The organism is Nocardia sp. NPDC051787 (assembly GCF_040681325.1).
Classification (GTDB): Bacteria; Actinomycetota; Actinomycetes; order Mycobacteriales; family Mycobacteriaceae; genus Nocardia.
In genome coordinates this window covers 49,526-73,356 of sequence record NZ_JBFAYO010000035.1, presented here as the reverse complement: position 1 = coordinate 73,356, position 23,831 = coordinate 49,526, and the positions used below count along the sequence as shown (strand labels likewise).

At 68.5% G+C, this 23,831-nt stretch carries 28 protein-coding genes; 17 read left to right on the top strand and 11 right to left on the bottom strand.

Annotation, left to right across the window (positions count from 1 at the left end; genetic code table 11):
• Positions 1 to 294: 294 nt before the first annotated feature.
• Entirely contained in the window at positions 295 to 1,599 is a 1,305-nt protein-coding gene (locus AB0M45_RS28980) for a hypothetical protein (RefSeq protein WP_364335725.1), read from the top strand.
• 72 nt (positions 1,600 to 1,671) lie between these two features.
• Here AB0M45_RS28980 and AB0M45_RS28975 read toward each other — a convergent pair whose 3' ends face one another.
• From AB0M45_RS28975 to AB0M45_RS28960, 4 genes are all read right to left on the bottom strand, one after another.
• Positions 1,672 to 2,880: an ROK family protein gene (locus AB0M45_RS28975; RefSeq protein WP_364335723.1), complete on the bottom strand. Its 1,209-nt coding sequence runs from the start codon at positions 2,878 to 2,880 to the stop codon at positions 1,672 to 1,674.
• 29 nt (positions 2,881 to 2,909) lie between these two features.
• Positions 2,910 to 4,148 (bottom strand): ABC transporter permease, encoded by a 1,239-nt coding sequence (locus AB0M45_RS28970; RefSeq protein ID WP_364335721.1) that lies wholly within the window; start codon positions 4,146 to 4,148, stop codon positions 2,910 to 2,912.
• Complete coding sequence (locus AB0M45_RS28965; protein ID WP_364335719.1) at positions 4,145 to 4,918, bottom strand: ATP-binding cassette domain-containing protein; 774 nt, start codon at positions 4,916 to 4,918, stop codon at positions 4,145 to 4,147. The genes AB0M45_RS28970 and AB0M45_RS28965 overlap by 4 nt, the downstream gene beginning before the upstream one ends.
• A 75-nt stretch (positions 4,919 to 4,993) precedes the next feature.
• Positions 4,994 to 6,067, bottom strand: a complete 1,074-nt coding sequence (locus AB0M45_RS28960) for a substrate-binding domain-containing protein (protein WP_364335717.1) — start codon at positions 6,065 to 6,067, stop codon at positions 4,994 to 4,996.
• 384 nt (positions 6,068 to 6,451) lie between these two features.
• Between AB0M45_RS28960 and AB0M45_RS28955 the strand changes: the two genes are divergently transcribed.
• The 3 genes from AB0M45_RS28955 to AB0M45_RS28945 are packed head-to-tail and all read left to right on the top strand — an operon-like array spanning position 6,452 to position 9,049.
• Entirely contained in the window at positions 6,452 to 6,775 is a 324-nt protein-coding gene (locus tag AB0M45_RS28955; RefSeq protein ID WP_364335715.1) for a hypothetical protein, read from the top strand.
• Positions 6,772 to 8,067, top strand: coding sequence for a hypothetical protein (locus tag AB0M45_RS28950; RefSeq protein ID WP_364335713.1), 1,296 nt, complete (start codon positions 6,772 to 6,774; stop codon positions 8,065 to 8,067). Before AB0M45_RS28955 ends, AB0M45_RS28950 begins: the two co-directional genes overlap by 4 nt.
• Positions 8,054 to 9,049 carry a hypothetical protein gene (locus tag AB0M45_RS28945; protein WP_364335711.1) on the top strand — a complete coding sequence of 332 codons (996 nt, stop codon included), beginning with the start codon at positions 8,054 to 8,056 and terminating at the stop codon, positions 9,047 to 9,049. Before AB0M45_RS28950 ends, AB0M45_RS28945 begins: the two co-directional genes overlap by 14 nt.
• Before the next feature lie 71 nt (positions 9,050 to 9,120).
• Here the strand turns inward: AB0M45_RS28945 and AB0M45_RS28940 are convergent, their stop codons facing one another.
• Positions 9,121 to 9,525, bottom strand: coding sequence for a nitroreductase family deazaflavin-dependent oxidoreductase (locus AB0M45_RS28940; RefSeq protein ID WP_364335709.1), 405 nt, complete (start codon positions 9,523 to 9,525; stop codon positions 9,121 to 9,123).
• 179 nt (positions 9,526 to 9,704) lie between these two features.
• Between AB0M45_RS28940 and AB0M45_RS28935 the strand changes: the two genes are divergently transcribed.
• Together AB0M45_RS28935 and AB0M45_RS28930 are read left to right on the top strand one after the other, a co-directional pair.
• On the top strand, positions 9,705 to 10,361 hold the full coding sequence (locus AB0M45_RS28935; RefSeq protein ID WP_364335707.1) for a response regulator transcription factor: 657 nt from the start codon (positions 9,705 to 9,707) through the stop codon (positions 10,359 to 10,361).
• Positions 10,358 to 11,521 (top strand): HAMP domain-containing sensor histidine kinase, encoded by a 1,164-nt coding sequence (locus tag AB0M45_RS28930; protein ID WP_364335705.1) that lies wholly within the window; start codon positions 10,358 to 10,360, stop codon positions 11,519 to 11,521. The genes AB0M45_RS28935 and AB0M45_RS28930 overlap by 4 nt, the downstream gene beginning before the upstream one ends.
• A 34-nt stretch (positions 11,522 to 11,555) precedes the next feature.
• On the opposite strand, the gene AB0M45_RS28925 is transcribed toward AB0M45_RS28930, so the two are convergent.
• Positions 11,556 to 11,930 (bottom strand): hemophore-related protein, encoded by a 375-nt coding sequence (locus AB0M45_RS28925; protein WP_364335703.1) that lies wholly within the window; start codon positions 11,928 to 11,930, stop codon positions 11,556 to 11,558.
• Positions 11,931 to 12,013: 83 nt separating this feature from the next.
• On the bottom strand, positions 12,014 to 12,358 hold the full coding sequence (locus AB0M45_RS28920; protein ID WP_364335701.1) for a hypothetical protein: 345 nt from the start codon (positions 12,356 to 12,358) through the stop codon (positions 12,014 to 12,016).
• Positions 12,359 to 12,827: 469 nt separating this feature from the next.
• Here AB0M45_RS28920 and AB0M45_RS28915 point away from each other — a divergent pair, with 469 nt between their 5' ends.
• The 3 genes from AB0M45_RS28915 to AB0M45_RS28905 all read left to right on the top strand — a co-directional run bounded on the left by AB0M45_RS28915 (position 12,828) and on the right by AB0M45_RS28905 (position 16,007).
• A complete protein-coding gene (locus AB0M45_RS28915) occupies positions 12,828 to 14,768 on the top strand; it encodes a UvrD-helicase domain-containing protein (RefSeq protein ID WP_364335698.1) in 1,941 nt (646 codons plus the stop codon).
• 80 nt (positions 14,769 to 14,848) lie between these two features.
• Positions 14,849 to 15,220, top strand: coding sequence for a hypothetical protein (locus AB0M45_RS28910; protein WP_364335696.1), 372 nt, complete (start codon positions 14,849 to 14,851; stop codon positions 15,218 to 15,220).
• Between the two features lie 58 nt (positions 15,221 to 15,278).
• The gene (locus tag AB0M45_RS28905) at positions 15,279 to 16,007 is read left to right on the top strand and encodes a VIT family protein (protein ID WP_364335694.1); all 729 of its coding nucleotides are present in this window, start codon (positions 15,279 to 15,281) and stop codon (positions 16,005 to 16,007) included.
• 53 nt (positions 16,008 to 16,060) lie between these two features.
• On the opposite strand, the gene AB0M45_RS28900 is transcribed toward AB0M45_RS28905, so the two are convergent.
• Genes AB0M45_RS28900 through AB0M45_RS28890 form a run of 3 tightly spaced genes read right to left on the bottom strand, consistent with a single transcriptional unit; the run spans position 16,061 to position 16,853 of the window.
• On the bottom strand, positions 16,061 to 16,234 hold the full coding sequence (locus tag AB0M45_RS28900; protein WP_364335692.1) for a CsbD family protein: 174 nt from the start codon (positions 16,232 to 16,234) through the stop codon (positions 16,061 to 16,063).
• Positions 16,235 to 16,259: 25 nt separating this feature from the next.
• A complete protein-coding gene (locus AB0M45_RS28895) occupies positions 16,260 to 16,415 on the bottom strand; it encodes a DUF6131 family protein (protein ID WP_364335690.1) in 156 nt (51 codons plus the stop codon).
• Between the two features lie 24 nt (positions 16,416 to 16,439).
• Complete coding sequence (locus AB0M45_RS28890) at positions 16,440 to 16,853, bottom strand: hypothetical protein (protein WP_364335688.1); 414 nt, start codon at positions 16,851 to 16,853, stop codon at positions 16,440 to 16,442.
• A 114-nt stretch (positions 16,854 to 16,967) separates the two neighbouring features.
• Here AB0M45_RS28890 and AB0M45_RS28885 point away from each other — a divergent pair, with 114 nt between their 5' ends.
• The 5 genes from AB0M45_RS28885 to AB0M45_RS28865 all read left to right on the top strand — a co-directional run bounded on the left by AB0M45_RS28885 (position 16,968) and on the right by AB0M45_RS28865 (position 20,922).
• On the top strand, positions 16,968 to 17,159 hold the full coding sequence (locus AB0M45_RS28885) for a hypothetical protein (RefSeq protein ID WP_364335686.1): 192 nt from the start codon (positions 16,968 to 16,970) through the stop codon (positions 17,157 to 17,159).
• A 117-nt stretch (positions 17,160 to 17,276) separates the two neighbouring features.
• Positions 17,277 to 18,449: a cytochrome P450 gene (locus tag AB0M45_RS28880; protein ID WP_364335684.1), complete on the top strand. Its 1,173-nt coding sequence runs from the start codon at positions 17,277 to 17,279 to the stop codon at positions 18,447 to 18,449.
• A gap of 216 nt (positions 18,450 to 18,665) precedes the next feature.
• A complete protein-coding gene (locus AB0M45_RS28875) occupies positions 18,666 to 19,109 on the top strand; it encodes a hypothetical protein (RefSeq protein WP_364335682.1) in 444 nt (147 codons plus the stop codon).
• A gap of 3 nt (positions 19,110 to 19,112) precedes the next feature.
• Positions 19,113 to 19,670, top strand: a complete 558-nt coding sequence (locus AB0M45_RS28870; RefSeq protein WP_364335680.1) for a hypothetical protein — start codon at positions 19,113 to 19,115, stop codon at positions 19,668 to 19,670.
• 4 nt (positions 19,671 to 19,674) lie between these two features.
• The gene (locus AB0M45_RS28865; RefSeq protein WP_364335678.1) at positions 19,675 to 20,922 is read left to right on the top strand and encodes an MAB_1171c family putative transporter; all 1,248 of its coding nucleotides are present in this window, start codon (positions 19,675 to 19,677) and stop codon (positions 20,920 to 20,922) included.
• Here the strand turns inward: AB0M45_RS28865 and AB0M45_RS28860 are convergent.
• Positions 20,864 to 21,865, bottom strand: a complete 1,002-nt coding sequence (locus AB0M45_RS28860) for a DUF418 domain-containing protein (RefSeq protein WP_364335676.1) — start codon at positions 21,863 to 21,865, stop codon at positions 20,864 to 20,866. The genes AB0M45_RS28865 and AB0M45_RS28860 overlap by 59 nt on opposite strands.
• 118 nt (positions 21,866 to 21,983) lie before the next feature.
• Here AB0M45_RS28860 and AB0M45_RS28855 point away from each other — a divergent pair, with 118 nt between their 5' ends.
• The 3 genes from AB0M45_RS28855 to AB0M45_RS28845 all read left to right on the top strand — a co-directional run bounded on the left by AB0M45_RS28855 (position 21,984) and on the right by AB0M45_RS28845 (position 23,804).
• On the top strand, positions 21,984 to 22,481 hold the full coding sequence (locus AB0M45_RS28855; protein WP_364335674.1) for a MarR family transcriptional regulator: 498 nt from the start codon (positions 21,984 to 21,986) through the stop codon (positions 22,479 to 22,481).
• The gene (locus AB0M45_RS28850; RefSeq protein WP_364335672.1) at positions 22,478 to 22,858 is read left to right on the top strand and encodes a DUF5313 family protein; all 381 of its coding nucleotides are present in this window, start codon (positions 22,478 to 22,480) and stop codon (positions 22,856 to 22,858) included. Before AB0M45_RS28855 ends, AB0M45_RS28850 begins: the two co-directional genes overlap by 4 nt.
• A 286-nt stretch (positions 22,859 to 23,144) precedes the next feature.
• On the top strand, positions 23,145 to 23,804 hold the full coding sequence (locus AB0M45_RS28845) for a PhoU domain-containing protein (RefSeq protein ID WP_364335670.1): 660 nt from the start codon (positions 23,145 to 23,147) through the stop codon (positions 23,802 to 23,804).
• The last annotated feature ends 27 nt before the right edge of the window (positions 23,805 to 23,831 follow it).

Below are 23,831 nucleotides of genomic sequence, written 5' to 3'. Positions count from 1 at the left end.
ATGCCAACGCGAGCAGAGGATCTCGATCACAACCAGGCTGTTGAGGCCGCCGCGCAGCGACGCCGTCAACAACCCACTTTCAAAACAGTGGCTAGAGGAGTGCTCTAGACGCGGCTCGGCTATCCGCGGGCGTCCGCGTCGACGCTCGGTCGCGAGCAGGTGTCGTTGTGACAACGATCCGAAACAGCACCGCTCGATTGCCCGATAGAGGGCAGAGGGTGATGGTGCCGAAAGAGCCTGGCCCGTCCTGGCTTCGGACTAGCCTCACCGACAGGCTCAGGTGGAGGAAGCGACATGACCGCAGCAACCGTCATCCGCCCGCTGGCGCCGAGCGAGGCGATCTTCGCCAACAGCGAAGTCCTCGTCGGCTATTCGATCCGGGTGGCCGGTCGGCTGGACCTCACCGCGCTGTCGGCTGCGTTCGAGGCCGTGGTCCGTGCCAGGCCCATCCTCGCCGCCCGCCTGGAATCCGATGGGCACGGCGGACATCTGCTGCTCGAATCACCGGGCGCGCCGCCGGAGATCTCGGTCGCCGACGGCGATCCCGAACAGTTGCTCACCGGCGCCCAGTTGGATCAGCGCAGAACGCTCGGGGCGCTGTGCGTGGTGCGCGACGGCGACAAAGCGGGGATCACCTTGGTGACCCACCACAGCATCGCCGACGCCTATCATTCGCTGGCCGTGTTCGCCGAACTGTGGTCGTGCTACACCGATCTCGCCCGGGGCTGCCTGCCCGAGCTCGCGCCGCACGGATTCCCCCGGTCGGTGGAGGACCTGCTGCGCGAGCGCGGCGTCGAGAAGATCGATACGCCGGCGCTGCCGCCCCGCCCTGTCGGCGTCGCTCGAATCAACTGCGCCGACGATCCCGACTACCAACTGCCCCGCACGGCCCGCTGCAGGCTGACCCGGGAGCAGACCGCGGCGCTGGTCGAACTCGGGCACCGGGAGAAGACCACGATCAACGGCCTCGCCTCCGCCGCGATCCTGCTCACCGAGGCCGAACTGCGCGGGCTGCCGCTGACCGAGCTGAGCTACACCTACTCGGTCGACCTGCGCACCCGGGTGCGGCCGCCGATCGGCATGACCGAGGGGACCAACGTCCTCGGCTTCGCGAATTTCGTGCCGCCGCCCGGTGCGACGCTGGTCGGATTGGCCCGCGGCATCAGCGACGCGTTGCGCGCCGGGATCGGCTCGGGCATCGTGCAGCAGACGCCGCTGCACATCCCGGAGATCGCCGCAGGTCCTCCGCCGAGCGCGCCGGGAATCGTGCTCGCCACCAACTGGGGCCGGGTACGCAGGCCACGGGTGCCGGACGCGCTGCGGATCACCGATTTCCGATCGATCATGCTCGGCAAGCCGGACAAGACCGGACACCGGCTCCAGCAGCCGAGCGGCACGATCATCATCAGCACCTTCGACGACCGGCTGAGCATCGAGATCCACCATCCCGACGAGACCACCGCCGAACAACGGGTGCGCGTGCGATTGCTCGCCGCGCACCTGTCGACGTCGACCGAACTGACCTACCGCGATTCATGGCGCGCCCACGGTTTGACCGCGCTTCCAGTGACACTCGAAACCGACCGGCACGAAGGCTGAATTCCGGCGGCGCGGAGCGGCGGCAGGAAACTCGCTGAGAACGAGCACGCCCACAGAGCCCGAAACGCAACGTCAGGCGCGAGCGGCGGCGGTGCGGGCCAGCGTCTGCAACGGATCGGTCAGCACATCGGTGAATGCCAGTTCCGCGGCCCCGATCAGCGTCGCGTCGCCGCCGAGTGCGCTGGTGCGCAACCGGACCCGTTCGCGGACGGCCTGCAGACCGTTCACCGCCACCCGGCTGCGCACTTGCGCCGCGGAAGCGAGATAGATCTCGCGCAGCACGCCGCCGAAGACCACCATGGACGGATTGAAGATGTTGACCAGGTTGGCGACGCCGTAGCCGAGCCATTCACCGACCTGGTGCAGCGCGTCCCTGGCGGCCGCGTCGCCGTGCGCGGCGGCCTCGACGATCGCGTCGACCGCCGCCTGCCCCGGCGGATCGGTGCGTCCCGCCGCCGCGATCAACCCGAGTTCGCCCGCCTCGGCCTCGAAACAACCGCGGGAACCGCAGGCGCAGGGCCGCCCGCGCGGGTTCACGATCATGTGCCCGACCTCCCCGCAGTAACCGCCTTCGCCGCCGAGCAGCTCGCCGTTCATGATGATGCCGCCGCCGATGCCGACGTCGCCGTGCAGGTAGATCAGATTCGCCAGGCCTTCGCCCACCCCGCGTTCGCGTTCGGCCAGCGCCCCGAGGTTGGCGTTGTTGCCGACCGCGACCCGGAGCCCGAGCTCGAGTTCCTCGGTCATCTTCGCGCCGAACGCGACGTCCACCCAGCCGATGTTGGGCCCGTACCGGACGACGCCGTCCTCCTCCCGGACCATGCCGCAGAACGCGACGCCGACGCCGACGCAGACCGAATCCGCCGCGGCCGCATCGATCATCGCGCGGGCCATCCCGACCAGCGCGGCGATCACGTCATCCGGGTCGAAAGCGCCGCGGGGCCGGGCGGTCTCGCTGCGATCGAGCACCGTACCGCCCAGCCCGACCCGTGCGGCGGCGAGCCGGTCCGCGCCGACGTCCAGCGCGACGACGTACACGCGTCGCTCCCGCGGCCGCACCACCAGAGACGGCCTGCCCGCCCTGCCGGTCTGGCCGGGTAGCTCCTCGCTCACCAAACCCGCGGCGGCCAGGTCGGTGGTGAGGGCGAGGATGGTGCTGCGGTTCAACCCCATTCGCTCGGCGAGGATCGCACGCGACACCGCGCCGTCGCGGTGGACGTGCCGCAGCAGCGTGGCGAGGTTACGCGTGCGGATCTCCTCGGGGGAAGGTGCTGCTCGCATTCACCGGGCTTTCGTCGCGGGACAGGGGATCATCGATGCTGGAGTGCGCGCCTGCGGGAGAGCGCGTCCACTCCGGCGGCCAGAAGCAGCACGAATCCTGTCACAACGAATTTCGTGCCCGCGCTGTAGCCCATCAGCCCCATCCCGTTGTTGATCACCGCGACCACCGCCGCGCCGAGCACCGCGTCCAGCATCCGCCCGCGTCCGCCGAACAGGCTGGTACCGCCGATCACGGCCGCGCCGACCGCGGTGAGCAGCACGTCGCTACCACCGGTATTCGGATCGACGGAGTTCGCCCGCGAGGCCGCGATCAGTCCGCCGACCGCCGCCATCGTCGAACACAGCACGAAGGCGGTGATTTTCACGCGGTCCACCGCGATGCCGGCCCGCCGGGCGGCCTCCGCGTTCCCGCCGACCGCGTAGATGTGCCTGCCGAACGAGGTGCGGTCGAGCAGGAATGTCCACAGCAGCAACAGCGCGGCGATCAGCGGCACCACGATGGGCATCCCGGTCAGCGAATGCAGCTCCGGATTGCGGCTGCGCTCGCCGTTGAGCACCAGCACCGCCGCGCCCGCCACGATCGCCAGCACCGCGACGCGCACCGCCACCGCCGACGCCGTCGCACCGGTGAGCCCGAGTTTCGTGCGGGCCCGCAGCTTCCGGTACTGGACGATCGCGAATCCGGCCACGAGGACCGCGTACAGCGCCCAGCCCAGCAGCGGCGGCACGTTCTTGTTCGCGATGGCCACGATCGTCTCGTCGCGGATGGCGATATTGCGGCCGTTGTCCATGATCTTCAGGGCGACGCCCTGCAGGGCGAGGAACGCGGCCAATGTCACCACGAACGACGGAATGCCGATCTTCACCACGACCGTGCCGATCACGAGTCCGATCGCCACACCGGTGAGGAGGGAGGCCCCCACCGCCAGATACCAGGGCCATCCCTTGTCGGTGAGCAGCACGGCGAGCACAGCGGCGCAGACCCCGCTGGTGAACCCGGCCGACAGATCGATCTCGCCGAGCAACAGGACGAAGATCAAGCCCATCGCGATCACCGCGATCGCGGCGCCCTGGGTGAACAGATTGGCGAAGTTGGCCTCGGACATGAAGACCGGGCGCGCTGCCCAGAAGACCGCCGAGAGCACGACGAGTGCGATCACCGACGGCAGCGCGCCCATGTCGCCGCCGCGCACCCGCCCGACGTAACCGGTCACCAGGTCGGACACCGGCGCCACCGCCGGTCGCTGCTGGGTCGCTACCGCGTTCATCGGGTGACTCCACTCGCTTCGAGACCGAGCGCGCCGCTGCGGCCTGCCGTGATCAATTCGACGACCTGCGCGTGCGTCACGTCGGAGGTCCGGACCTGGGCCGCCATCCGGCCCAGGTAGAGCGCGGCGATCCGGTCGGACACCGCGAAGACGTCGTTCATGTTGTGCGAGATCAGCACCACCGCGAGGCCCTGGTCGGCGAGCCGGCGAACCAATTCGAGTACCTGCTGGGTCTGCGCGACGCCCAGCGCGGCGGTCGGCTCGTCGAGAATCACCACTCTGCTGTTCCACAGCACGGCTTTGGCGATGGCCACCGTCTGGCGCTGGCCGCCGGACAGGCTCGACACCTGCTGACGGACCGACTTGACGGTGCGCACCGACAAACTCGCCAACGTCTTCATGGCGAGTTCTTCCATTGTGTACTCGTCGAGGACCAGGCCGTGCGTGCGTTCCCGGCCGAGAAACATGTTCTGGACGATGTCCAGGTTGTCGCAGAGCGCGAGATCCTGGTAGACGATCTCGATGCCGAGCGCCGCCGCGTCGCGCGGATTGTGCACCTGCACCGGCCTGCCCTCGAACAGGAATTCGCCCGCGTCGATCGGGTGGGTGCCGCCGATACACTTGACCAGCGTGGACTTGCCCGCGCCGTTGTCGCCGACGAGCGCGGTGACCTCGCCGGGATAGGCGCTGAAGGCGACTTCGTGCAGGACGTGGACCGGGCCGAAACTCTTCTCTACTCCCCGTAATTCGATGACCGGCAGTTCGGGCATGGGGTAGCTCTCCTCCGAAAGGGGTGGGGCCCCTTCCGCTGTCCCCTCATCGAACCGCGGAAGGGGCGTTCGGTATCAGATCCCGTTGTCCGCACAGAGTTTCGCGAACTCGCCCGCACACAGCTCGGCTCTGGTGACGTAGCCGTCGGCCACCACGTCCTTGACGTTCTGCGCGTAGATCGGCTTCGGTTCCAGCAGCACGGAGGCAACGTCGGCGTTCGACTCCGGGTCGCGTACCGTGCCGTTGGTCGTCCCCTGCTCCCCCTTCGCGAGGGCGACAGCGAGTTTCGCGGTCGCCTCCGCCTCTTTCTGGATCGCTTTGTAGACGGTCATGCACTGATCGCCGGTGAGCACGTTCTGCAGGCCCTGTACGGTCGCGTCCTGCCCGCTGACCGGGACCTGGCCGTTGAGCTTCTGCTTCTTCAGCACCGCGATCGCGGCGTTGGCCAGTCCGTCGTTCGCGGCGACCACGCCCGCGATGTCCGGCCGCCCGGTGAGCATCTGCTCGAAGATGGTGCCCGCCGTGATGTTGTTCCATTCCGGGACGGCCTGATCCGGGCCCTTCAGGTATTGGCCCGCGTCGAACCTGGGCTTCAGCACGCCGTCGTAGCCGGTCTTCAGCAAGGTCGCGTTGTTGTCGGTGGGCCCGCCGTTCAGGTACGCGACCACCGGACGCACCGCGTTGCGGTCGGTGAGGCACTTCGCGACGCCCTCGCCGAGCAGGGTGCCGACTTTCACGTTGTCGAAGGACACGTAGTACTGCGCGCCGCCGCCGAGCGTCAGCCGGTCGTAGTCGATCACCGTGACGCCCTGTGCTTTCGCCTTCTGGATCACGGCCTTGCCGGTGCCGCTGTCCAGGTTGGTCATCACCAGCACCGAGGCACCGTTGGTGATCATCTGGTCGGCGATGGTCTGGAAGGCGTTCTTGTCGCCTTGGGCGTTCTGGATATCCGCCTTGACACCGGCGGCGTCGAACGCCTGCTGCAAGTACTTCCGGTCCGCCGTCTCCCAGCGTGCGGAAGTCTTGCTGTCCGGGAGGATCACGCCGATCTGCGCTTTCCCGGAATCCGCTGAGTCGTCGCCGCAAGCGGTGAGTGCGGCCATGAGCGCGACCGATAACGCCGCGGCGGTGACCATGCCCTTACGCATGAGTGGGCCTTTCATTCACCGGCCGGGAAATGCTCCGGCCGGTCGGAGTGGAGCGAATGTTGTTCACGGCAACATATCCGACTGTGACCCAGCGCACAACAGTCAATTTGTTGTCCGCCATAACAATCTCGACACACGCGCATTTGCGCAGGTGACCGTCGGTCCACGGGAGTGGCGAGTGGTCCAGGAACGGGCCCTTCCACCGACCGTGCCCACTGCCGCCGAGGGATCGGCCCGCACTGCGCGAATCGACAACTGGACGCCCGGCACATGGCCGAGTGGAACGGACCACCCAGGATCGGGCGCATAGTGGCGCGGCGGCACAGTACGCTTGACCGTGAATCATGGCGCGGCAGCGACAGACTGGGATCCGGGAGGGGAACAGTGAACACGCTCGAGCTCGACCCGGCGGCAGTGGCCGCCTACACCGCGATCGCGGACGCGGTATCCAAACAATTGGCGTCGGCGGCGGCGGTCGCCTCCGGCGCGGTGAATCCGGACCAGCTGGCATCCGATCTCGGGCTTGTCGGCGCGGAATTCGCGGCGCGGTTCTCCGCGGCCGTGTCCGAACACGCTCAGGCGCTGTCCACCGCGGGACAATTGGTCAGCGCCTACGGCCAGGTCCTGCGCGGTTACAGCGAGCAGGCACAGGGCGTCGACGCCGCCACGGCGGGCGCCATCACCCAGGCCGGGGAGGCACTGGCATGAGAAGCCTGATGGGACTGCGGAAACGCTCGCACGCCACCCAGCCCACGACCGAGACCCTCAGGACACCGAGCACCGAACCGGGCGTCGATCCGCCGATCATCGCCGCGCTGGTACGTCCACTGCTGACGTTGCGCTCCTCGCTCGGCAGCGGTGTCGGCGTACCGAATGCCGCTGCTAGCAGCGCGCTTTCGGCCGCCACCACGCAGACGGCCGACACCGAAGGTCCACACCGCGAAGGCTTGCACGCCTTGGAGTCGACGTGGACCTCACGAGGCGCCGACGCAGCGGTGCCCGCGCTGCGCACGACGCAAACCCAGATCGGCGACATCTCCGATCGCGGTCCCGCCTACCTGTCCGTCCTCTCCGACGCGCACGCGACCTCCGGGCGCGCGGCCCAGCGCGTCGACCAGATCATCGCGGAGTTCCGGCGCGACGCGCGCGAGATCCTGGACAACGCGAGCTCGGCGCCGGAGACCGACGCCGTCATCGCGCGCGCCACCCAGGCGCTGCGCGACGCCATCACCACGGTGACCGCGGCGCGCACCGAAATGACCGACCACACCAGAAGACTCGATGAAATGGGACCGCTCACGGTGACCGCGCCATCCGGCGTCGCACAGGGCGGGACCGTACAGCCCGGCACCACAGGGCAGTCCGTCCCCGGCACCAGCACACCGGCCACCACGCAGCCGATGGACCCGGCCATGGCCGCGCAACTCCAGTTGCAGCAGCAGCTCATCGCCGCGGGGGTGCAGCTGGGCAGCACGGCCATCAACGCGGGCGTCGATATCGGCACGCACATCATCGACAAGATCGCCGAGGTCGGCATGCACACCATCGACACCGTCGCGGCGTCGGCGGACAAGGCGATCCCGGAGCTGATCAACCCCGGCTCCACCACGAACTCCGGCACGAACAGCGACGAGTCGAGGAACTCTTCGAAGCTGTTCGACTTCGGCGGGTCGCAGGACAAGCCGTCCTCCAGTGGCAACAATTCGGTGATCTCGCCGAACAATTCCGCGCCCACCGCTCGATCGGACGCGCCGAAGCCGGAAAGCAGGCCCGCGCCCACCGGAGCACCACCCGCCTTCGACCAGCCCGCGCCCGCTGGCCGTCCGGACCACCCTGGCCATCCAGGTCAGACCGGCGGCATGGTGCTGCCACCGACGCCGCCTCCGGCCGGTAACGACCAGGAGCACAAGCCGCGCGACGGCCAGCTCGGCGTGACCATCCCCTCCGCCGTCACGGCGGTGGTGCCGGTGCTGGGCGAATTCGACGATGACACACCCTGACCGGGAGCATCCCGGTCAGAGCGCGGGCCACGGCAATCCGTTCGACACGGGTCTGCCGATGCTGCGCATTCCCGCGGCCAAGCCGTCGAAACGGCGTCGTCCGCACGGCCGCCGCAAGATGATGCGCCGGCGCGAACCGGAGTTCGCTGCCGGGGAGCCGCCGCGTGCGCCGGACAACGAGAGCACGCGGCCGCGCTTCGGTGAGTGGGAAGAATGGCTCGAACCGGTCGCACCCGCCGAACAGCAGCCGGAAATACCTGTCCCGCAGGAGTCCGGCGCGCCCGCCGAGCCGGAACCATCCAGCGCCGAACAGAGCAATGGCAAGGTGCCCGCGATCATCAATCGCTCCGGCATCCACCCTGGCACTCCGGTGCGCCATCCCCGGCGAAACGGGGATCAGCCGCGCGGCAACCGGTCGCTGACCGTACTGATCGTGCTCGGCATCGCGGTCGTCACCGTCTCGATCGGCCTGACCATCGTCTACGGTTCCGGCACGAAGACGCGCACGGCGGCGGCGACGTCACCCGCGCGTGCGCCCGATTCCGCTCACTTCACCTCGACGTCCACGACGTGGGCCAAGCCGCCGTGGGCCATCGCGACGCCCGGATGCGAGCAACGGCGCACACCCGACGTCGTCTCCGGCACCGACCCGGGCGGCACCGGCAACGGCCCAGATGCCATCCTCGCCTTCGAGTACGCCTATTACGCCGAGCGTTCCGGGTACCGAGCACGTGCGGTGGTCGCGCCGGACGCGGCGGTGTCGCCCGCCGAGCAGATCCAGCGCGGCATCAACCAGGTTCCGGCCGGCACCCGCTATTGCGTGCAGATCACCCGCGCGGCGGACAGTCCCGCCGGACAGGATCGGTGGGAAGTCCGGCTGACCCAGCAGTTTCCCGGCGAGGAGACGAACACCTTCACACAGTTCATCACCACCCGGACCGGCGCCGATCAAACCCTGATCACCGGCATCACCGCGGGCTGAAATATCTCGACGCCGGTCTGGCGAACGAGTTCTCCTGCCGTGGCGTCGTGCCCGCGAGGGCGCCAGCCCGCTCAGTGCGGGGTGAGTTTGACGACCGGGATCACCCGGTCCGTCTTCTCCTGGTACTCGGCGAAGCCGGGCATGACCTCGACCATGGCGGCATAGAGCCGGTCGCGCTCCGGTCCCTCGGTGATCCGGATCGCGGTCGCCCGCACCGTTTCGGTGCCGATTTCCAGGGTGACCTCGGGATTGGCGCGGATGTTGTGAAACCAGTCGGGGTTGGTAGGCGCGCCTGCCTTGGAGGCGATCACGACGATGTCGTCGCCGTCGCGGATGAAAGCGAGCGGGTTGGTGCGCGCAAGCCCGGACCTGGCGCCGGTCGTGGTGAGCAGGAGCAGCTCACGTCCCGCGAAAGGGCCGCCGACCTTGCCCTGGTTGGCGCGGAATTCTTCGATGATCCGGGTGTTCCAGTCCATGCCGGTTTCTCCTGGGTCGGGTGCCGATCGTGCGCGAGCCTACTCGGATCCACCCGGCCGGACACCGCACTGATGGGCGCTTTCGGACGTAGTCCGTCCTCAGCCCGCGCACGGCCGGAGCGAAGGCACAAGGGAACGCCTAACGGCGGCCCAACGGCGGCAGGGGGCACGATGGCGGGGTGCGGGTACTTGTGGTGGAAGACGAGAAATTGCTGGCCGACGCGATCGCCGACGGCCTGCGTCGGCACGCGATGGCGGTCGACGTCGTGTACGACGGCGCCGCGGCGATGGAGCGCGCGCAGGTCAACGACTACGACGTGGTGGTGCTCGATCGAGACCTTCCCGAGGTCTCCGGCGATTCGGTCTGCGGCACGTTGGCCGAGTCGAATGGTGCGACTCGGATTCTGATGCTGACCGCCGCAAGCGCCGTGGCCGAGCGGGTGGCGGGCCTGGGGCTGGGCGCCGACGACTATCTGACGAAGCCGTTCGCGTTCGCCGAGCTGGTCGCCCGCATCCAGGCACTGGGGCGGCGTGCGCGCAGCGCCGCTCCCCCGGTGCTGCAACGGTCCGGTATCCGGCTCGACCCGCATCGCTTCGCCGTGACCCGAGATGGCGAACCGGTATCGTTGTCGCGCAAGGAGTTCGCGGTGCTGGCCGAGTTGCTGCGCGCGGACGGCGGCGTGGTGTCGGCCGAGCAGCTCTTGGAGAAGGCGTGGGACGAGCACGTCGACCCGTTCACCGGCGTGGTGCGGTACACGATCATGAACGTGCGGCGGAAGCTGGGTGAGCCGCAGGTGATCGAGACCGAGCCCGGCGTGGGGTACCGGATCCGATGAGCGGGCGCACCATCCGGCTGCGGCTCACGCTGCTGTACGCGACGGCGTTCTTCCTCGCGGGCGCCGTGCTCATCGCGTTGATGTACTTCTATCTGAACCAGTCACTGGAGCGACGACCCGGAGCCGCGACGCACAAAGTAGTGCAGGAGTTTCTCGCCAACCGTGCCGAGCGGCCCCATACTGGGGTCTCCCCGGTGCTACACAAGATGCTGACCGAACAGGCCGAGGAGAATCGGCGAGACACGTTGCGCGCCATGCTGATGTGGTCACTGATCTCCCTGGGCGCGGTGGGGATCGCCGCGGGAGGCTTCGGCTGGTTGATGGCCGGACGCGCCCTGAATCCGTTGCAGCGGATCACCGCGACCGCGCGGCGGGTGGCCGACACCAGCCTGCACGAGCGCATCGCCCTCGACGGGCCGCAGGACGAAATCAAGGATCTCGCCGACACTTTCGACGCGATGCTGGAGCGCCTGGACCGTGCGTTCGACGGTCAGCGCCGGTTCGTCGCGAACGCCTCCCACGAACTACGCACGCCGCTGACCATCAACCGGACGTTGATCGAAGTGGCGCTGGACCATCCCGACGTCCCGGAATCCACCCGCAGGCTCGGCTCCACACTGCTCGAGGTCAACCACCGCCACGAACGGCTCATCGACGGCCTCTTGGTGCTGGCCACGACCGAACAGCGGCTGACCGAACACCGCCGTGCCGATCTCGCCGACATCGCCGCGGACGCGGTCGCCACGCACGCCGACCGGGTCGGCGTCCGGATCACCGCCGACCTCGAGCCTGCTCCCGTGGTCGGCGACCGGCTACTGCTGGAACGCCTCGCGCACAACCTGCTCGACAACGCCGTCCGTTACAACCTCCCCGAACACGGATGGGTCACCGTCCGTTCCCGCGCCGTCGGTGACCGTGCCGAACTCACCGTGGAGAACAGTGGCCCCTCGGTCCCGGCATTCGAAGTGGACGGGCTCTTCGAACCGTTCCGGAGGCTGACAACCTCCGAGCGGCTCGCCGACTCGGGCTCGCGCGGCGCCGGGCTGGGTTTGTCGATCGTGCGCTCGGTGACGCGGGCTCATGGCGGCACGGTCCGTGCGGTGGCGCGCCCGGACGGCGGACTCGAGGTGACGGTGAATCTCCCGCTCGCCCGGAGCTGAGACGGGCGAGTCCGGCACTTCGCCCGTCCTGTGCTCAGTAGTTGTGGCAGGTGTCGAGAATGACCCGCATCTTGTCCCGGTGCTCCTGCGCCCGCGGCGAATCCCGATGTTCCTCGAACTTGTGCTCGGCGTCCGGGTGCGTGTCCAGGAACTCCTTCGCCCGCTGCTTGCGCTGATCGACCGGCAGGCTGAGGAACTCTTGGAGCTTGGCCTTCCGGTCGGGGTGCGCGTCGAGCCGGGCGGCGAACTCCGGGAACTGGGCGTGCACGGCGGCATCGATCTGCGCGAAGCTGCACGTCGTCTCCAGCAGCCCGTGCCCCGGCTGCGCTGAGGCGGTCGCCGGAACCAGCAGCGCGCCCGCGGCGACCAAGCCGCCGAGTGCGACGGTTGCTCGGAGGAATCTCGTCATGTCGGATAACCCTTTCCGTTGAACGTCGGGCCACCGCGACGTGACCCGGCGCCTAGTCCATCAGGAAGGGCGTTCGGTCAGCGCTAGGAAACGGACACCGGCTGGCGGACCGCCGATTTCGGCGTCGCACTGAGCGTCTTGCCCAGGCCCGTGCGCAGGGTGGTGGTCGAATCGAGCAGATAGTTCTGCCGGACGCGCCACGGATGACGGTCGCCTTGGCGGGGGAACTCGCCGATCGAGCGCTGGATATAGCCGGAGGCAAGAGCCAGCAGCGGACGCTCGTCCAACCTGCCCCGCTCGGGCATCACGGCGGCATAGCCCTTGCGGTCCATGTGGCGCAGCACCTTGCAGACCAGCCGGGAGGTGAGATCGGCGCGCAACGTCCACGAGGCGTTGGTGTACCCGATGCACACGGCGAAATCGGGCACGCCGGTGTATTGGCCATCGCTACCCGAAATCCGTGCGCAATCGGCTCACCTGCTGCACCACGCGATTCCTGAAGGACGAAAAGCTCGTTGCCGAGCATTGCACGCCCAGCTGCAACCCGTGGGACCAGCGCCTGTGCGCCGTCCCCAACGCAGAATTCTTCACGGCGATGCCGGAGGCACGGCCGAGGTCGTCACCGATCCATCGACACCTTTGCACCAGTATGCTCTTCGGAATAGTCCAGCAGCACAACACTTTCGGGTGACAGGACGACAACGGTCCGGCGTCCGATTCGCCCGTTTCGGTAACGGTTGGCCAGAAAAGCCGCCGATCCATTCCCTCCTCGACGCCCGGTCTTTACCGTCGGATATCGGGTAGGTGTGCGCCGGAAGGGGGACCCATGGGCGAGCAGAAAGCCGGCACAGCCATCCCGGGGGTCATGGCGGAGCCGAGCGTCGGCGAGGCCGCGGCATGAGCCCCGATACCTGGTCCGGGCGCGTGGCGGACGCGCTGAGCCGCATCCCCGGACCGACCACGCGGCAGCAGTCGTTTCTCGCCGAAGCCCTGTCGGAGCCGGACCGGCGCCTACTCGTTCATCGAAACGTGGCGCATCCGCCGGACGACCACGCCCACGCGCTGCTGATCTGCGGCACAGGGCTTTTCGCATTGCGCTTCGCCGAGGACGTTCCTGCCGGGCTGGACGGAATCCGCCGCCATGCCGAGGCGAAGTTCGCCAAGCTGCAGTTCGGGCGCGAGAAGGTCGTCGCCCACGACGTGCAGATCGTGCTGCTCGTTCCCGGCGAGATCGGCGTCCGCGAGGACGGCAGGTTCGCCGTCGCCGGACCGGCCGAACTCGATCGGGTGATCCACGCACGGCATCGGCAGTTGCGGCCGAGCCGGGTGCAAGCGATCGCGAGCACGGTCGCCGACCAGGCCCCCGAGTACGACTTGGTGGAGATCGAGGAACCGCCGGACGAAGCCCCAACCCTGCTCGACCGGTCCGACGTCACCGCCGCACAGCGAGAGGCGGCACTGCACCGGCCGTTCCAGCACTGGATGACCTTCCTCGATCCGGACCAGGAGGCGCTGGTCTCCCGCAGGTACACCGGCCCCGCACGCTTGGCCGGTCCGGCAGGCACCGGCAAGACGGTGGTGGCGCTGCACCGCATGGCCAGGCAGGCGAAGCGATCCACCGGGCGTCAGCTGTACACGACCTTCGTCAAGACGCTGGCCAACTGTCAGGAAACCTACTTTCGCCAACTCGCGCCCGGGACCGAGGGACGTGTCCAGTTCGCCGGTTTGCATTCCTGGGCGATGGATTTCCTCGCGCGGCGGATCGCGCCGCCGAAGCTCGACCCGGTCGGCGCCGATCGCGTTTTCGCGCGAGTCTGGAAGCGGGCGAGAGCCGATTTCGAGGCCATGGAACCGCACGGCAGCTACTGGCGCGAGGAGATCGACCGCGTCATCAAAGGCCGCGAGATCAATGATCTCGACGTCTACCAGCGGGCGGAACGCTACGGACGCAATGGAATTCGCCTCGACGACGTCCAGCGCGCCGATGTGTGGCAGAAGCTCTACGTCCCGTACGTGCGCGAGATGCGCAAGCGGGGCATCTCCGACTACAGCGACGTCATCGCCATCGCGCTGGCCGAGATCCGCAACGAACCGCTCGCGCAACCGTACGAAGCGGTCGTGGTCGACGAGGTACAGGACATGACGCTGGCCGGGCTCCGGCTGGCGCACGCCATCGCCGGTGGGAACGGATCGAGTCCGCTGCTGCTGCTCGGCGACGGCCAGCAACAGGTGTACGCGGGCGGCTGGCGGATGGCCGACGCGGGCATCACCTTGCGCGGCCGTGGCGAGATCCTCCGGGTGAATTACCGCAATCGCCGTCGGATCTGGGAAAACGCGGCGGGGATCGACGCGGTGAACGCCCTCGGCGATTTCGACGGCGATTCCGGGGTGGCGCTACGTGACGCCGATGTCACACTGCCCGACGGCGCGGTGCAGATCTGGCGCGGACCCGATCCATACCTGGAGAGCGCACTGGTGACCGGCATTCGCGAGTGCGGCAGACCGCTGTCCGACATCGCGGTGCTGACCAGGACGAACTCGGAGGCCGACCGGCTCATCGGCGCGCTCGACGCGGTCGGCATCGCGACGCTGCCCCTGACGGAGTTCGACGGAAAACCATGCGCCGCCGTCAAAGTCGGAACCGTCCACCGCGCCAAGGGCCTCGACTTCGCGGCCGTCTTCCACCCGACCTGGTCCGGCGGCGCCCAACCGCCGACCGGCGCTGGCCGCGAACGAGCCGAGCTCGCCGAGCGCCAGAAGCTCGTGGCGATCACCAGGGCGCGCGACTACGCGTGGATCGGCGTGCGAGACGACCGCATGGAGACCGGCCGCGCCTGACGACGGCAGCCCTCGAATCCCTCCTGGGAAGGCGCGATTCGGCCGCTAGACTCTCCGGGATCGACTGGGAAGGGGGCCGCATGGACGCGGTTGTCAAGGAGGTCGCCGAGGAGGGCAAGCGCCTGATCGACCGTGCCTGGCTCGGCGAACTCAGCCGCGACCAAGCGGTGCACATGTTCGTCCAGGTCGGTGACGGCATGGTGCGCTACGAGACCGCGCTCATCATCATCGACGACGGTGTGCGGCGGCTGACCGTCAACGCGAGGCGGCTACGGATCCTGCGCTGGTGCACCCTGCTGGAGATTCCGGTGTTCGGCGCGTTCGCGGGGCTGGCCGTGCTGCTCGGCGACTACACCACCGCGGGGCTTTCGGTGTTGTTCCTGCTGATCCTGCAGGTCATCCACCGCGCGATGCTCCCGCATCCGCAAGCGGTCCCCCGCCAGCCGAAATAGCCGTCCGGGGGCGCATCCAACGCCTGGTTGACCGGCCACGGTGACATAGTCTGCGTTCATGGACGGCACGATCGGCAAACCCGGCCCCCATCCGCACGAGCCACACGAGGTCGGTTTCGCGTCCAAGCTGAACTGGTTGCGCGCGGGGGTGCTCGGCGCCAATGACGGCATCGTGTCCACCGCGGGCCTGGTCGTCGGCGTCGCCGCGGCCACGACCGACACGGCGGCGCTGTTCACCGCGGGTATCGCGGGCCTGTCCGCCGGAGCGATCTCGATGGCGGTGGGCGAATACGTCTCCGTCAGCACCCAGCGCGATTCGGAGCGTGCCCTGCTGGCCAGAGAACGCACGGAGCTGCGCGAGGAGCCGGACTACGAGTTGGCCGAACTCGCCGGGATCTACCGAGCCAAGGGCCTCACGGCGGAGACTGCGCGCAAGGTCGCCGAAGAACTCACCGCGCACGACGCGTTCACCGCGCACGCCGAAGCCGAACTCGGCCTCAACCCAGCCGAATTGACCAATCCCTGGCAGGCGGCGTTCTCCTCGGCGGTGTCCTTCATCCTCGGCGCGTTGCTTCCACTGCTGGCCATCCTGCTGCCGCCGGTCACCGCACGCATCCCGGTCACGTTCGCGGCCGTGCTGGCGGCACTCGCGCTCACCGGTTCGGTCAGTGCCCGGCTGGGCGGAAGCGCGCGCGGACGTGCGGTGATCCGGGTGGTGCTCGGCGGCGCGCTGGCCATGGGAGTCACCTACGGCATCGGACAGCTCGCCGACGTGGGCGGAATCTGATCCGGTGCCACGCGGAGGCTCACCGCCTCCGCGTGGCACCGGCCGATCCCGGCTCAGCGCCGGAACGCGTCCCGTAGCTTGTCCGCGGCACGCTCCAGGTTGCCGCGAACCTGCTCACGACGCCCCGTGGCCTCCAACCGGGAGTTCCCCGTCGTCCTGCCGAGAATTTTCCGCACCCTGCCGCGGGTGGCCCGCGCTCGGTGCGCTAGGCGATCTTCGAACTTCATGACCATTCCTTGGGTGCCGCGGCCGCTAGTAGTACCAACGGCGGCCACCGACCGGACGGCCCACCGAGCCCGCGACCAGCAGCACGAGACCGATGATCAGCACGATGATGCCCGCGGTGGTGAGCAGTGGAATTCCGAGCAGCCAGCCGAGGACCAGGAGGATGAGGCCGAGAATAATCATTGCCGTATTTCCTTTTCTCGATAATTATTTCGCGGTCAACGGTTTCGAGGTGGAAGCCGTCGCCCCGCGCTCGCCCCGCGCGGGGGTGTGCAGCCACCGCCGCCACGCCGGCTCGCGGGCGGCCTGGTCACCTGCCTCAGGAGTGCCTGCCGCGAGATCGCGCCGTACCGCCGCCATCTCGCGACGAGACTGCCTGAGTTCACGACGTGCCGCCGCGCCGCGCCGGGTGACCCGCCAGGCGCCGGATAGCACGAGCGCCAGGCCGAGCATCCCGATGGCGCCCAGCACGATCCCGTAAGCGAACAGCGCTCCGGTGGAGCCGTGGAACTGGTAGTCGAATACCGCGAATTGCTGGACGTCGCCGGTGTTGCCGACCACTGCGGCAACCCCGATAATCACCGCTGCGATCAAGACGACTAGCCCGATGATGATGATCATGACAATCCCTGTTGCCTCGATTCGTTATGACAACTCGGCTATTCCCGCGGCCGGGGCGATCAAACCGAGCAAAACGGACTGTTTGCATCCGGCAAATCGGTCAATGCGAAACGCATGACGTACACGATTACTTTGCACAATGTGACCCGGGAGTCCGCGTCGGCGATCGAAGCGACACTGCGCGGCGTCAACGGTATCGATTCGGTCGACATCGACGTGCCGTCCGAGCGTGCCCTGGTGAACTCCACCCTCACCTACGGCGAAGTCCTCGACGCCATCCGGCAGACCGGAGCCGCCGCCTCCTGATCCGGTCCGCGCGGGCCACGGGCCGGAATGCGTGGACCCGGACGCCGCGCGCGGCTGGTCCGCGGGCAGTCCACGCACCACGGGCATGCATCGCGGGCCGTGCGGGATGATGACCGGGTGACGGACGTGTTCGACTCCGACTTCGCGCGGGACCCATGGCCAACACTCGATCGGTTGCGCACCGCGGGCGGCGTGCACCGAATCCGAACACCCGACGGTCCCCCGGCCTGGTTGGTAACCCGATACCGCGACGTGCGCGCCGGACTACTGGATCACCGGCTGTCCACCCGGGTCCACTACGCGAACGCGGAAGACTATCGCGGCTTCACCGTGCCGCCGCCGCTGGACAACCTCCTCAATGCCGCCCCGGCCGACCACGCGCGGTTGCGCGGTCTGGTGACTGCCGAGCTGTCGCCGCGGCGTCTGGCGGAGTGGACCGAGCTGGCTCCCGGCCTGGTGAATTCGCTACTGCGCGAGGTGGATCCGGGCGAGCCGATCGATTTCGTCGCGCGCCTCGCCGTGCCGCTGCCCGCGGCGGTACTCGGAGAACTGCTCGGTCTCGACGAGCCGACCCGGAAACGCCTGCTGGGCTGGGCGAATTCGACGCTGCTGCCCTCGGCGTCGCCCCCGCGCGCCCGCGACACGCTGACCACGATGCTGGCGATCATCACCGACGCCACCGCACACGCCCGTACGCACCGCCCGGACACGGTGCTGGGTCGATTGGTGACCGCCCACGCCGACGACGGGTCTCCGAGCGCCGACGAATTGGCCGGACTGCTGTTCTACCTGCTTTTCGTCTGGTACGAGGTGCTGGTCGATCTGGTCGCCGGTTCGGTGCTCGCCTTGCTCGGCCGCCCGGATCAGCGAGAGCTGCTGCGCGCGATGCCGGACAAGCAGGCCGCCGTGGACGAGCTGCTGCGCTATCTGTCGCCGCAAGTGCTCGCCGGGCCGCGTTTCGCGACGACCGAGCTGACCATAGGCGAGACCACCGTACAGCCGGGGCAGACCGTGCTGCTGTGCCTCGCCTCCGCCAATCATGATCCCGAAATCTTCGCCAAGCCTGAGGAGTTGGATCTGACCAGGGACCGCGGCGCGCAGCTCGCACTCGGTTACGGCATGCACGCCTGCTTGGGCAACGCACTGGTGCACACGCTGACCGCGGCGGTGCTGGACCACGTCCTGACCCGGTGGCCGGATTCGGTGCTGCTGGTGGACGAGCGGGATATCGTCTGGCGGTCCGGCTTTCGGCATCGCGGACCGCTCGCGCTGCCGATGAAGCTCCGTTGAGATGGGGCGAGCGACGATGATCGCCCCACCTGCTGCCGCCCTCGCGAGCCGGGCCTCTCGCGGTCACCCGAATCGTCCCCGCAGGCGCGGAGAGCACCGCGACCAGTGCGGAGACGGGCACGGCCTTCGTGGCGACCACACCGGCATGCGCTGGCGGAGCACGGACGAGTATGATCTACGACACACACCCTGTCAACTACAGGAGACACGCTGACCATGGGGGAGGATCCACACCCGTTCACCCGGGCTCTCAACACGCTGATCAATGGAATGCACCCGCCCGCAAGCAAAGACGGACGACTCCTGGAGATCACCCACCGAGCGCTGGCCGAGGATATCCACCGCACCACCGGTGCGCGCCTTTCCGCGAACTACCTCTGGAAGCTGCGCACCGGGCAGGCGGTGAACCCGTCCTACGAGACGCTGGAGGTGTTCCGCGGCTACTTCGGGCTCGACAGCCTCGACCCGTTCACCGATCCGCAGCTGGCCGCGGCGCGGGGCAGCGAATTGGCATTGATCAACGCGCTCAAGGGAAATGCCGAACACGAGGTGCTGGAGCTGGTGCTGCGCGACGGGCTGCAACACGGTACGGTCCGCGCGGAGTCGGTGCTGGCGATGCTGGACATCCTGCGGCGCATCGAGAACGAAGACGGCGAGTGAGCGATGCGGATCGCGGCGTGGAGCGAGGACGGAGGTGACCAGCCGGTGCTGGATCGTCGATGGCTGCGGCGCGAACTGCGCGGCCTCGAACTGCCCGGCCGGTTCACCGTCGGCGAGCTCGCCGAGGCGGTGGCCGCGCGCCGCGCCCGGCCACTGCGGCTGCGCGCGGAAAGCTTCCCCGTGACCGGCCTCACCGGCGGCCTGTTGGTCACCGAAACGATCGATTTCATTGCCTACCAGCGCAATACCTCGAAGGTGCACCAGGACCACATCGTCTGTCACGAGCTCGGCCATCTGCTGGCCGGGCATCACGCCGTGGACGTGCGCGGCGCGGAAGCGGTGCGGCTGCTCGCCCCGAATATCGACCCGGCGGTCGTGCGGCGCATGCTGGGCCGCACCAGCTACGCCCAGCCGCAGGAGCAAGAGGCGGAGGACATCGCGAATATGCTGATGGCCCACCACATCACGCACTGGACCGCGCGGGAGGAGTGGGTGCTGCCCGACTCCGCGCCCGTCGCCGCGCGCCGGCTGCTGGACGCGCTCGGTCCGGGACAGGGCTGAGCCGATGTGGTTCGCGGCGGTGTACGGCGGCATCGGCGCCTTCGCGTTCGCGGCGTTCGTATGGCGCGTCGGTCTCGCCCTTCGCAGCCCCGATAATCCCGCACGCTGGGCCGTCGCGTTCGCGATTCTCGCGGCGGGCATCGGGTTCGAAGCCGCTGTGCCGCAGACTTATACCTGGCTGGGAGACGTTTCCGGCATCCCGAATCTGGCTTCGCTCGTCGTGTACGGCGCCATCGCGACCGCGGTGCTCGCCCAGATCGTTTGGACCGGGTTCATGGTGGCGCCCCAGGAGCCGGACAATCGTGCCGGGCGGCGCATCCTCGCGCTGCCGTTGCTCATGCTCGCCGTGCTGACGCTGCTGTTCACGGTGGCGCCGGTGCACGATGAAAGTCATCCCACCGACTTCGATGATCATTACGCGAAGGTCCCGCTCGCGGTGGCGTTCCTCGGCGTCTATCTCACCGTGTACTCCGCGGCGCTGATCCGGATCATTCTGCTGTGCCGCAGGTGGATCGGCGAGGTCGACCGAATCTGGTTGCGGCGCGGCCTGCGGCTGCTCGCGGTGGGCAGCACGATCGCGCTGGGCTACAGCGTGGGCAAGGTGATCGCGATCGTCGCGGCGTGGTTCGGCATCGGGCTGCGCCGCCTCAACACCGACATCGCGCCCGCGTTCGCCAGTCTCGGCGCGACCGTCATGCTGGTCGGCTACCTGTGCCCCTCGCTGGCGCCCTGGCTGCTGCATACCGTCGCGCGACTGCGGGCGCTGCCGCGGCTGCGTCCGCTGTGGCTGGCGCTGCACGAGGTTGCCCCCGAGCTGGCGCACACGTCGTCCCGGCGTCGTCCGGCCGCGCGGGACCGGGTGTACCGCAGGGTGATCGAGATTCGCGACTGGCTGCTGCGCCTGCAGCCGCATCTGACCGCCGAGGCGACCGCGGTCGCCGAGCGACTCGCGACCGAACTGGCGGTCCCGGAGCGCGCACGGCCTGCCGCGATCGAAGCCGCACGCATCGCCGCCGCGCTGCGGGCCTACCGGCTGGGTCTGCCACCCACTCTCGACGACGAATCCTTCACCGAGCCGCACCAGTCCACGCTGGCCGGCGAGCTGGCGTGGCTGGTCGAGGTCGCCGTCCAATTCGACACCGCACCGCTGGTGCCCGCCACGCTGGCCGCGCTGGAAACCGGGGCGGCCGAGGTCAATACCGGCGGCTCGGCACCCGCGCACGACGGATCGGCACCACCGTCCACCACGTGACACACCACCACGCCCATTCGAGCGGACCGTAGTCGACAAACCGCAGCCATACGGCGCTGAACAGCGCCTGCCCCAGCATGATCGCGACCGCCGAACCCAGCAGCGCCGCATAGTCGGCGGAGCCGGACAACCCGAGGCGCGGTTCGGCGAGCAGGATCAGCGCCGTAGCGCCGACGTAGTTGGTCAGTGCCATCCGGCCCAGCGGCTGAAGCATCTCCGACAGCACCTGTCCCGGTTCGATGCGCAGCAGCAGCAGAAATCCGGCCAGGTACGCAAGCGCGCCGAGCAGACCCGCCACCGCCGCGGCGGGGGTCGACCACAAATCCAGATACGGGGTCCGGTACTCCCACCTGCCCGCCACCACCGCGGCGGGCAGCGCGAGAACGAAAACCACACCGATCTGCCAACCCCGCTCGCCCAGGGTCTCGACGATTCCTGCGCGGGCGACGGCCAGGCCGAGCAGGAACAACCCGGGCACCAAAGCCAGGTCGCCACCGAGGGCCACCGCCACGCCGGCGGTGCCTGCCAGGCCTGCGATCAGGACCACCCAATTCGGCAGTACAGCCGCTGGCAGCAGGATCGCCAACCCGACCAGCGCATACGGCAGCAGCGCCTCCCCCGGCAGGAACTGCTGATGGATCAGGCCGATGACGCCGAGCGCGACCAAATGGCGAACCAGGACCAGTCGCGGACGCTCGCTCCGCTCGGCCGCGTGGTCCAGCAGCAAGGCGAAGCCGAGCCCGAACACGAACGAGAAGATCGGCAGGAACCGTCCTTCGAACACCACCGTCAGCGCATGCCCGACCGGAATCACCATGCCCGTCTCGTCCGTCGCGGCCATGCCCGCGATCTGCCGGATGGTCACCACCAGCATCCCGCACAGCGCGAAACCCCGTACCGCGTCCAACTCGGGGATGCGTAGCGGGCCTGCGGCGTTGTGCATGGATCTCACGGTATCGAGCAGCGGCGCCCGCGCCGGGATCTCGCGAGGAGATGTCGCCCACATTACTTAACGCACGAACTATTTGTGGATTAACTTGAACGGCGGACGAGGAGGACCGATGGAGACCGAGATCGACGATCCGCTGCGGTTGGACCGGCAGGTGTGCTTCGCACTGGCGGTGGCCAATCGGGCGGTGCTGGCCGTCTACCGACCCCTGCTGGAGCCGCTGGGGCTCACACACCCGCAGTATCTGGTGATGCTCGCGCTCTGGGGCGAGGGGCCGATGTCGGTCAAGGCGATCGCCGAAACCATCCAGCTCGACTCCCCCACTCTGTCGCCGCTGCTCAAGCGCTTGGAAAGCGCCGGGCTGATCACCCGCGAACGAGACAGCCGGGACGAACGCAACCTCGTGGTGAACCTGACCGAGGCCGGAGCCGCCCTGCGCGAGCAGGCCGAGCGGATCCCACCCGCCGTCGTGCAACGGCTCGGGGTGACCTTGGCCGATCTCGAAGAGCTCCGCGAAGTGCTCACCCGGGTGAACGAGGCGGCCCGCCGGTCCGTGCTCGCCACGCCCGGCGACTCGCCCGCCACCGCCGACCGAGGAGTCCGGGCATGACCCGGGAACAGCGCCGCCCCAATCCGGTCCAATGGATCGGCTACGCGTTCGGACGCCGCCTGCCCGACTCGATGCGCGAATGGGTGCGCGACGACCTGACCGGCCGGTACGCCGCCATCCGGCACGTCGTGCGCGGGCTCGTGCCGTTCACACCGCTGTTCGCCGCGTTCCTGCTCTTCCCCGGCGAACTCTGGCTGCGGGGCGCGATGGTCTTGCTCGCGCTGCTGCTCGCCCTGTTCTACACCATCGCGTACATGCCGATGAATCGCGCGCACCGCCTCGCGAAACACGGATTGCCCGCGGACCTGGAGAACCCGCAGCGGGCCCAGCGCCGCGCGCTGGAGCGCGCCGAGTACACGGCCCGACATCCGCATTGAGCATCGGTTCGTAGCGAGCACCAGGCGTGCGAATGTGTGGCGCGCCTTGCCCATCAGGGATTGGCGGCAAGGAATTCGAGGCAACGGGTCGCCCGCGGCCCAGTGCGCCCTTGGTACGGGCAACGGAAACCACCCTCCCGCCTGCGATTTCGCGCGACTGCGGCAAGGTGCGACCGCCGACCTCTCGCAAGTGGAGCCCGAGATGGTAGCGCCGAAGCGATGTCGTGACCGAAGAACATCCGGTAAGGAATCGACCCCGCGCCGGTCGATAGGTGAGAATTTGGCGGTGCGGACCCAGTTCACTGCCGAGCTCATCGCGTTGACGAAGGATTTGACGCTGATGTGCACGCTCGCCCACGACGCCGTCGAGCGTGTCACCGACGCGCTCGTCGACGCCGACCTCACCGCCACCTACGAGGTCTTCGCGCTCGACGAGCAGCTGCAGAAGATGTACGGCGCGTGCGAGGCGCGCACCGTGGTGCTGTTGGCATTGCAGGCGCCCGTCGCCCGCGACCTCCGGCATGTGGTGACCGCGATCCAGATCGCGGGTGAACTATCCCGGATCGGATGGCTGGCCAGCCGGGTCGCCGACCAGATATACCAGCGCCACCCCGGACACGTTGCTCCGCGATCGATTCTGGACATCCTCGCCGCGATGGGAAAGCTGGCGGCCGAGCACACGGCATTGGCAGGGCGGGCGGTCGCCGGTCACCAACCGCTGTCCGACGAGACGCCCGCCGCACCATCTATGGAAACGCTTCACCAGCAATTGCATTCGGCCCTGCGCGACCCCGCGTCCCAGCCGCCCATCGATATGGCGATCGACAACGCACTGCTCGGGCACCACTTGGAACGCTGCGTCGATCACACCGCACGCATTGATCGGCTGATCCGCTTCCTCGACACCGGCGTTCCCCCGACCGCCCAGCCCAGCGACGACGAGTGAGCCCAGGTCCGAGTGCCTCGACCACGA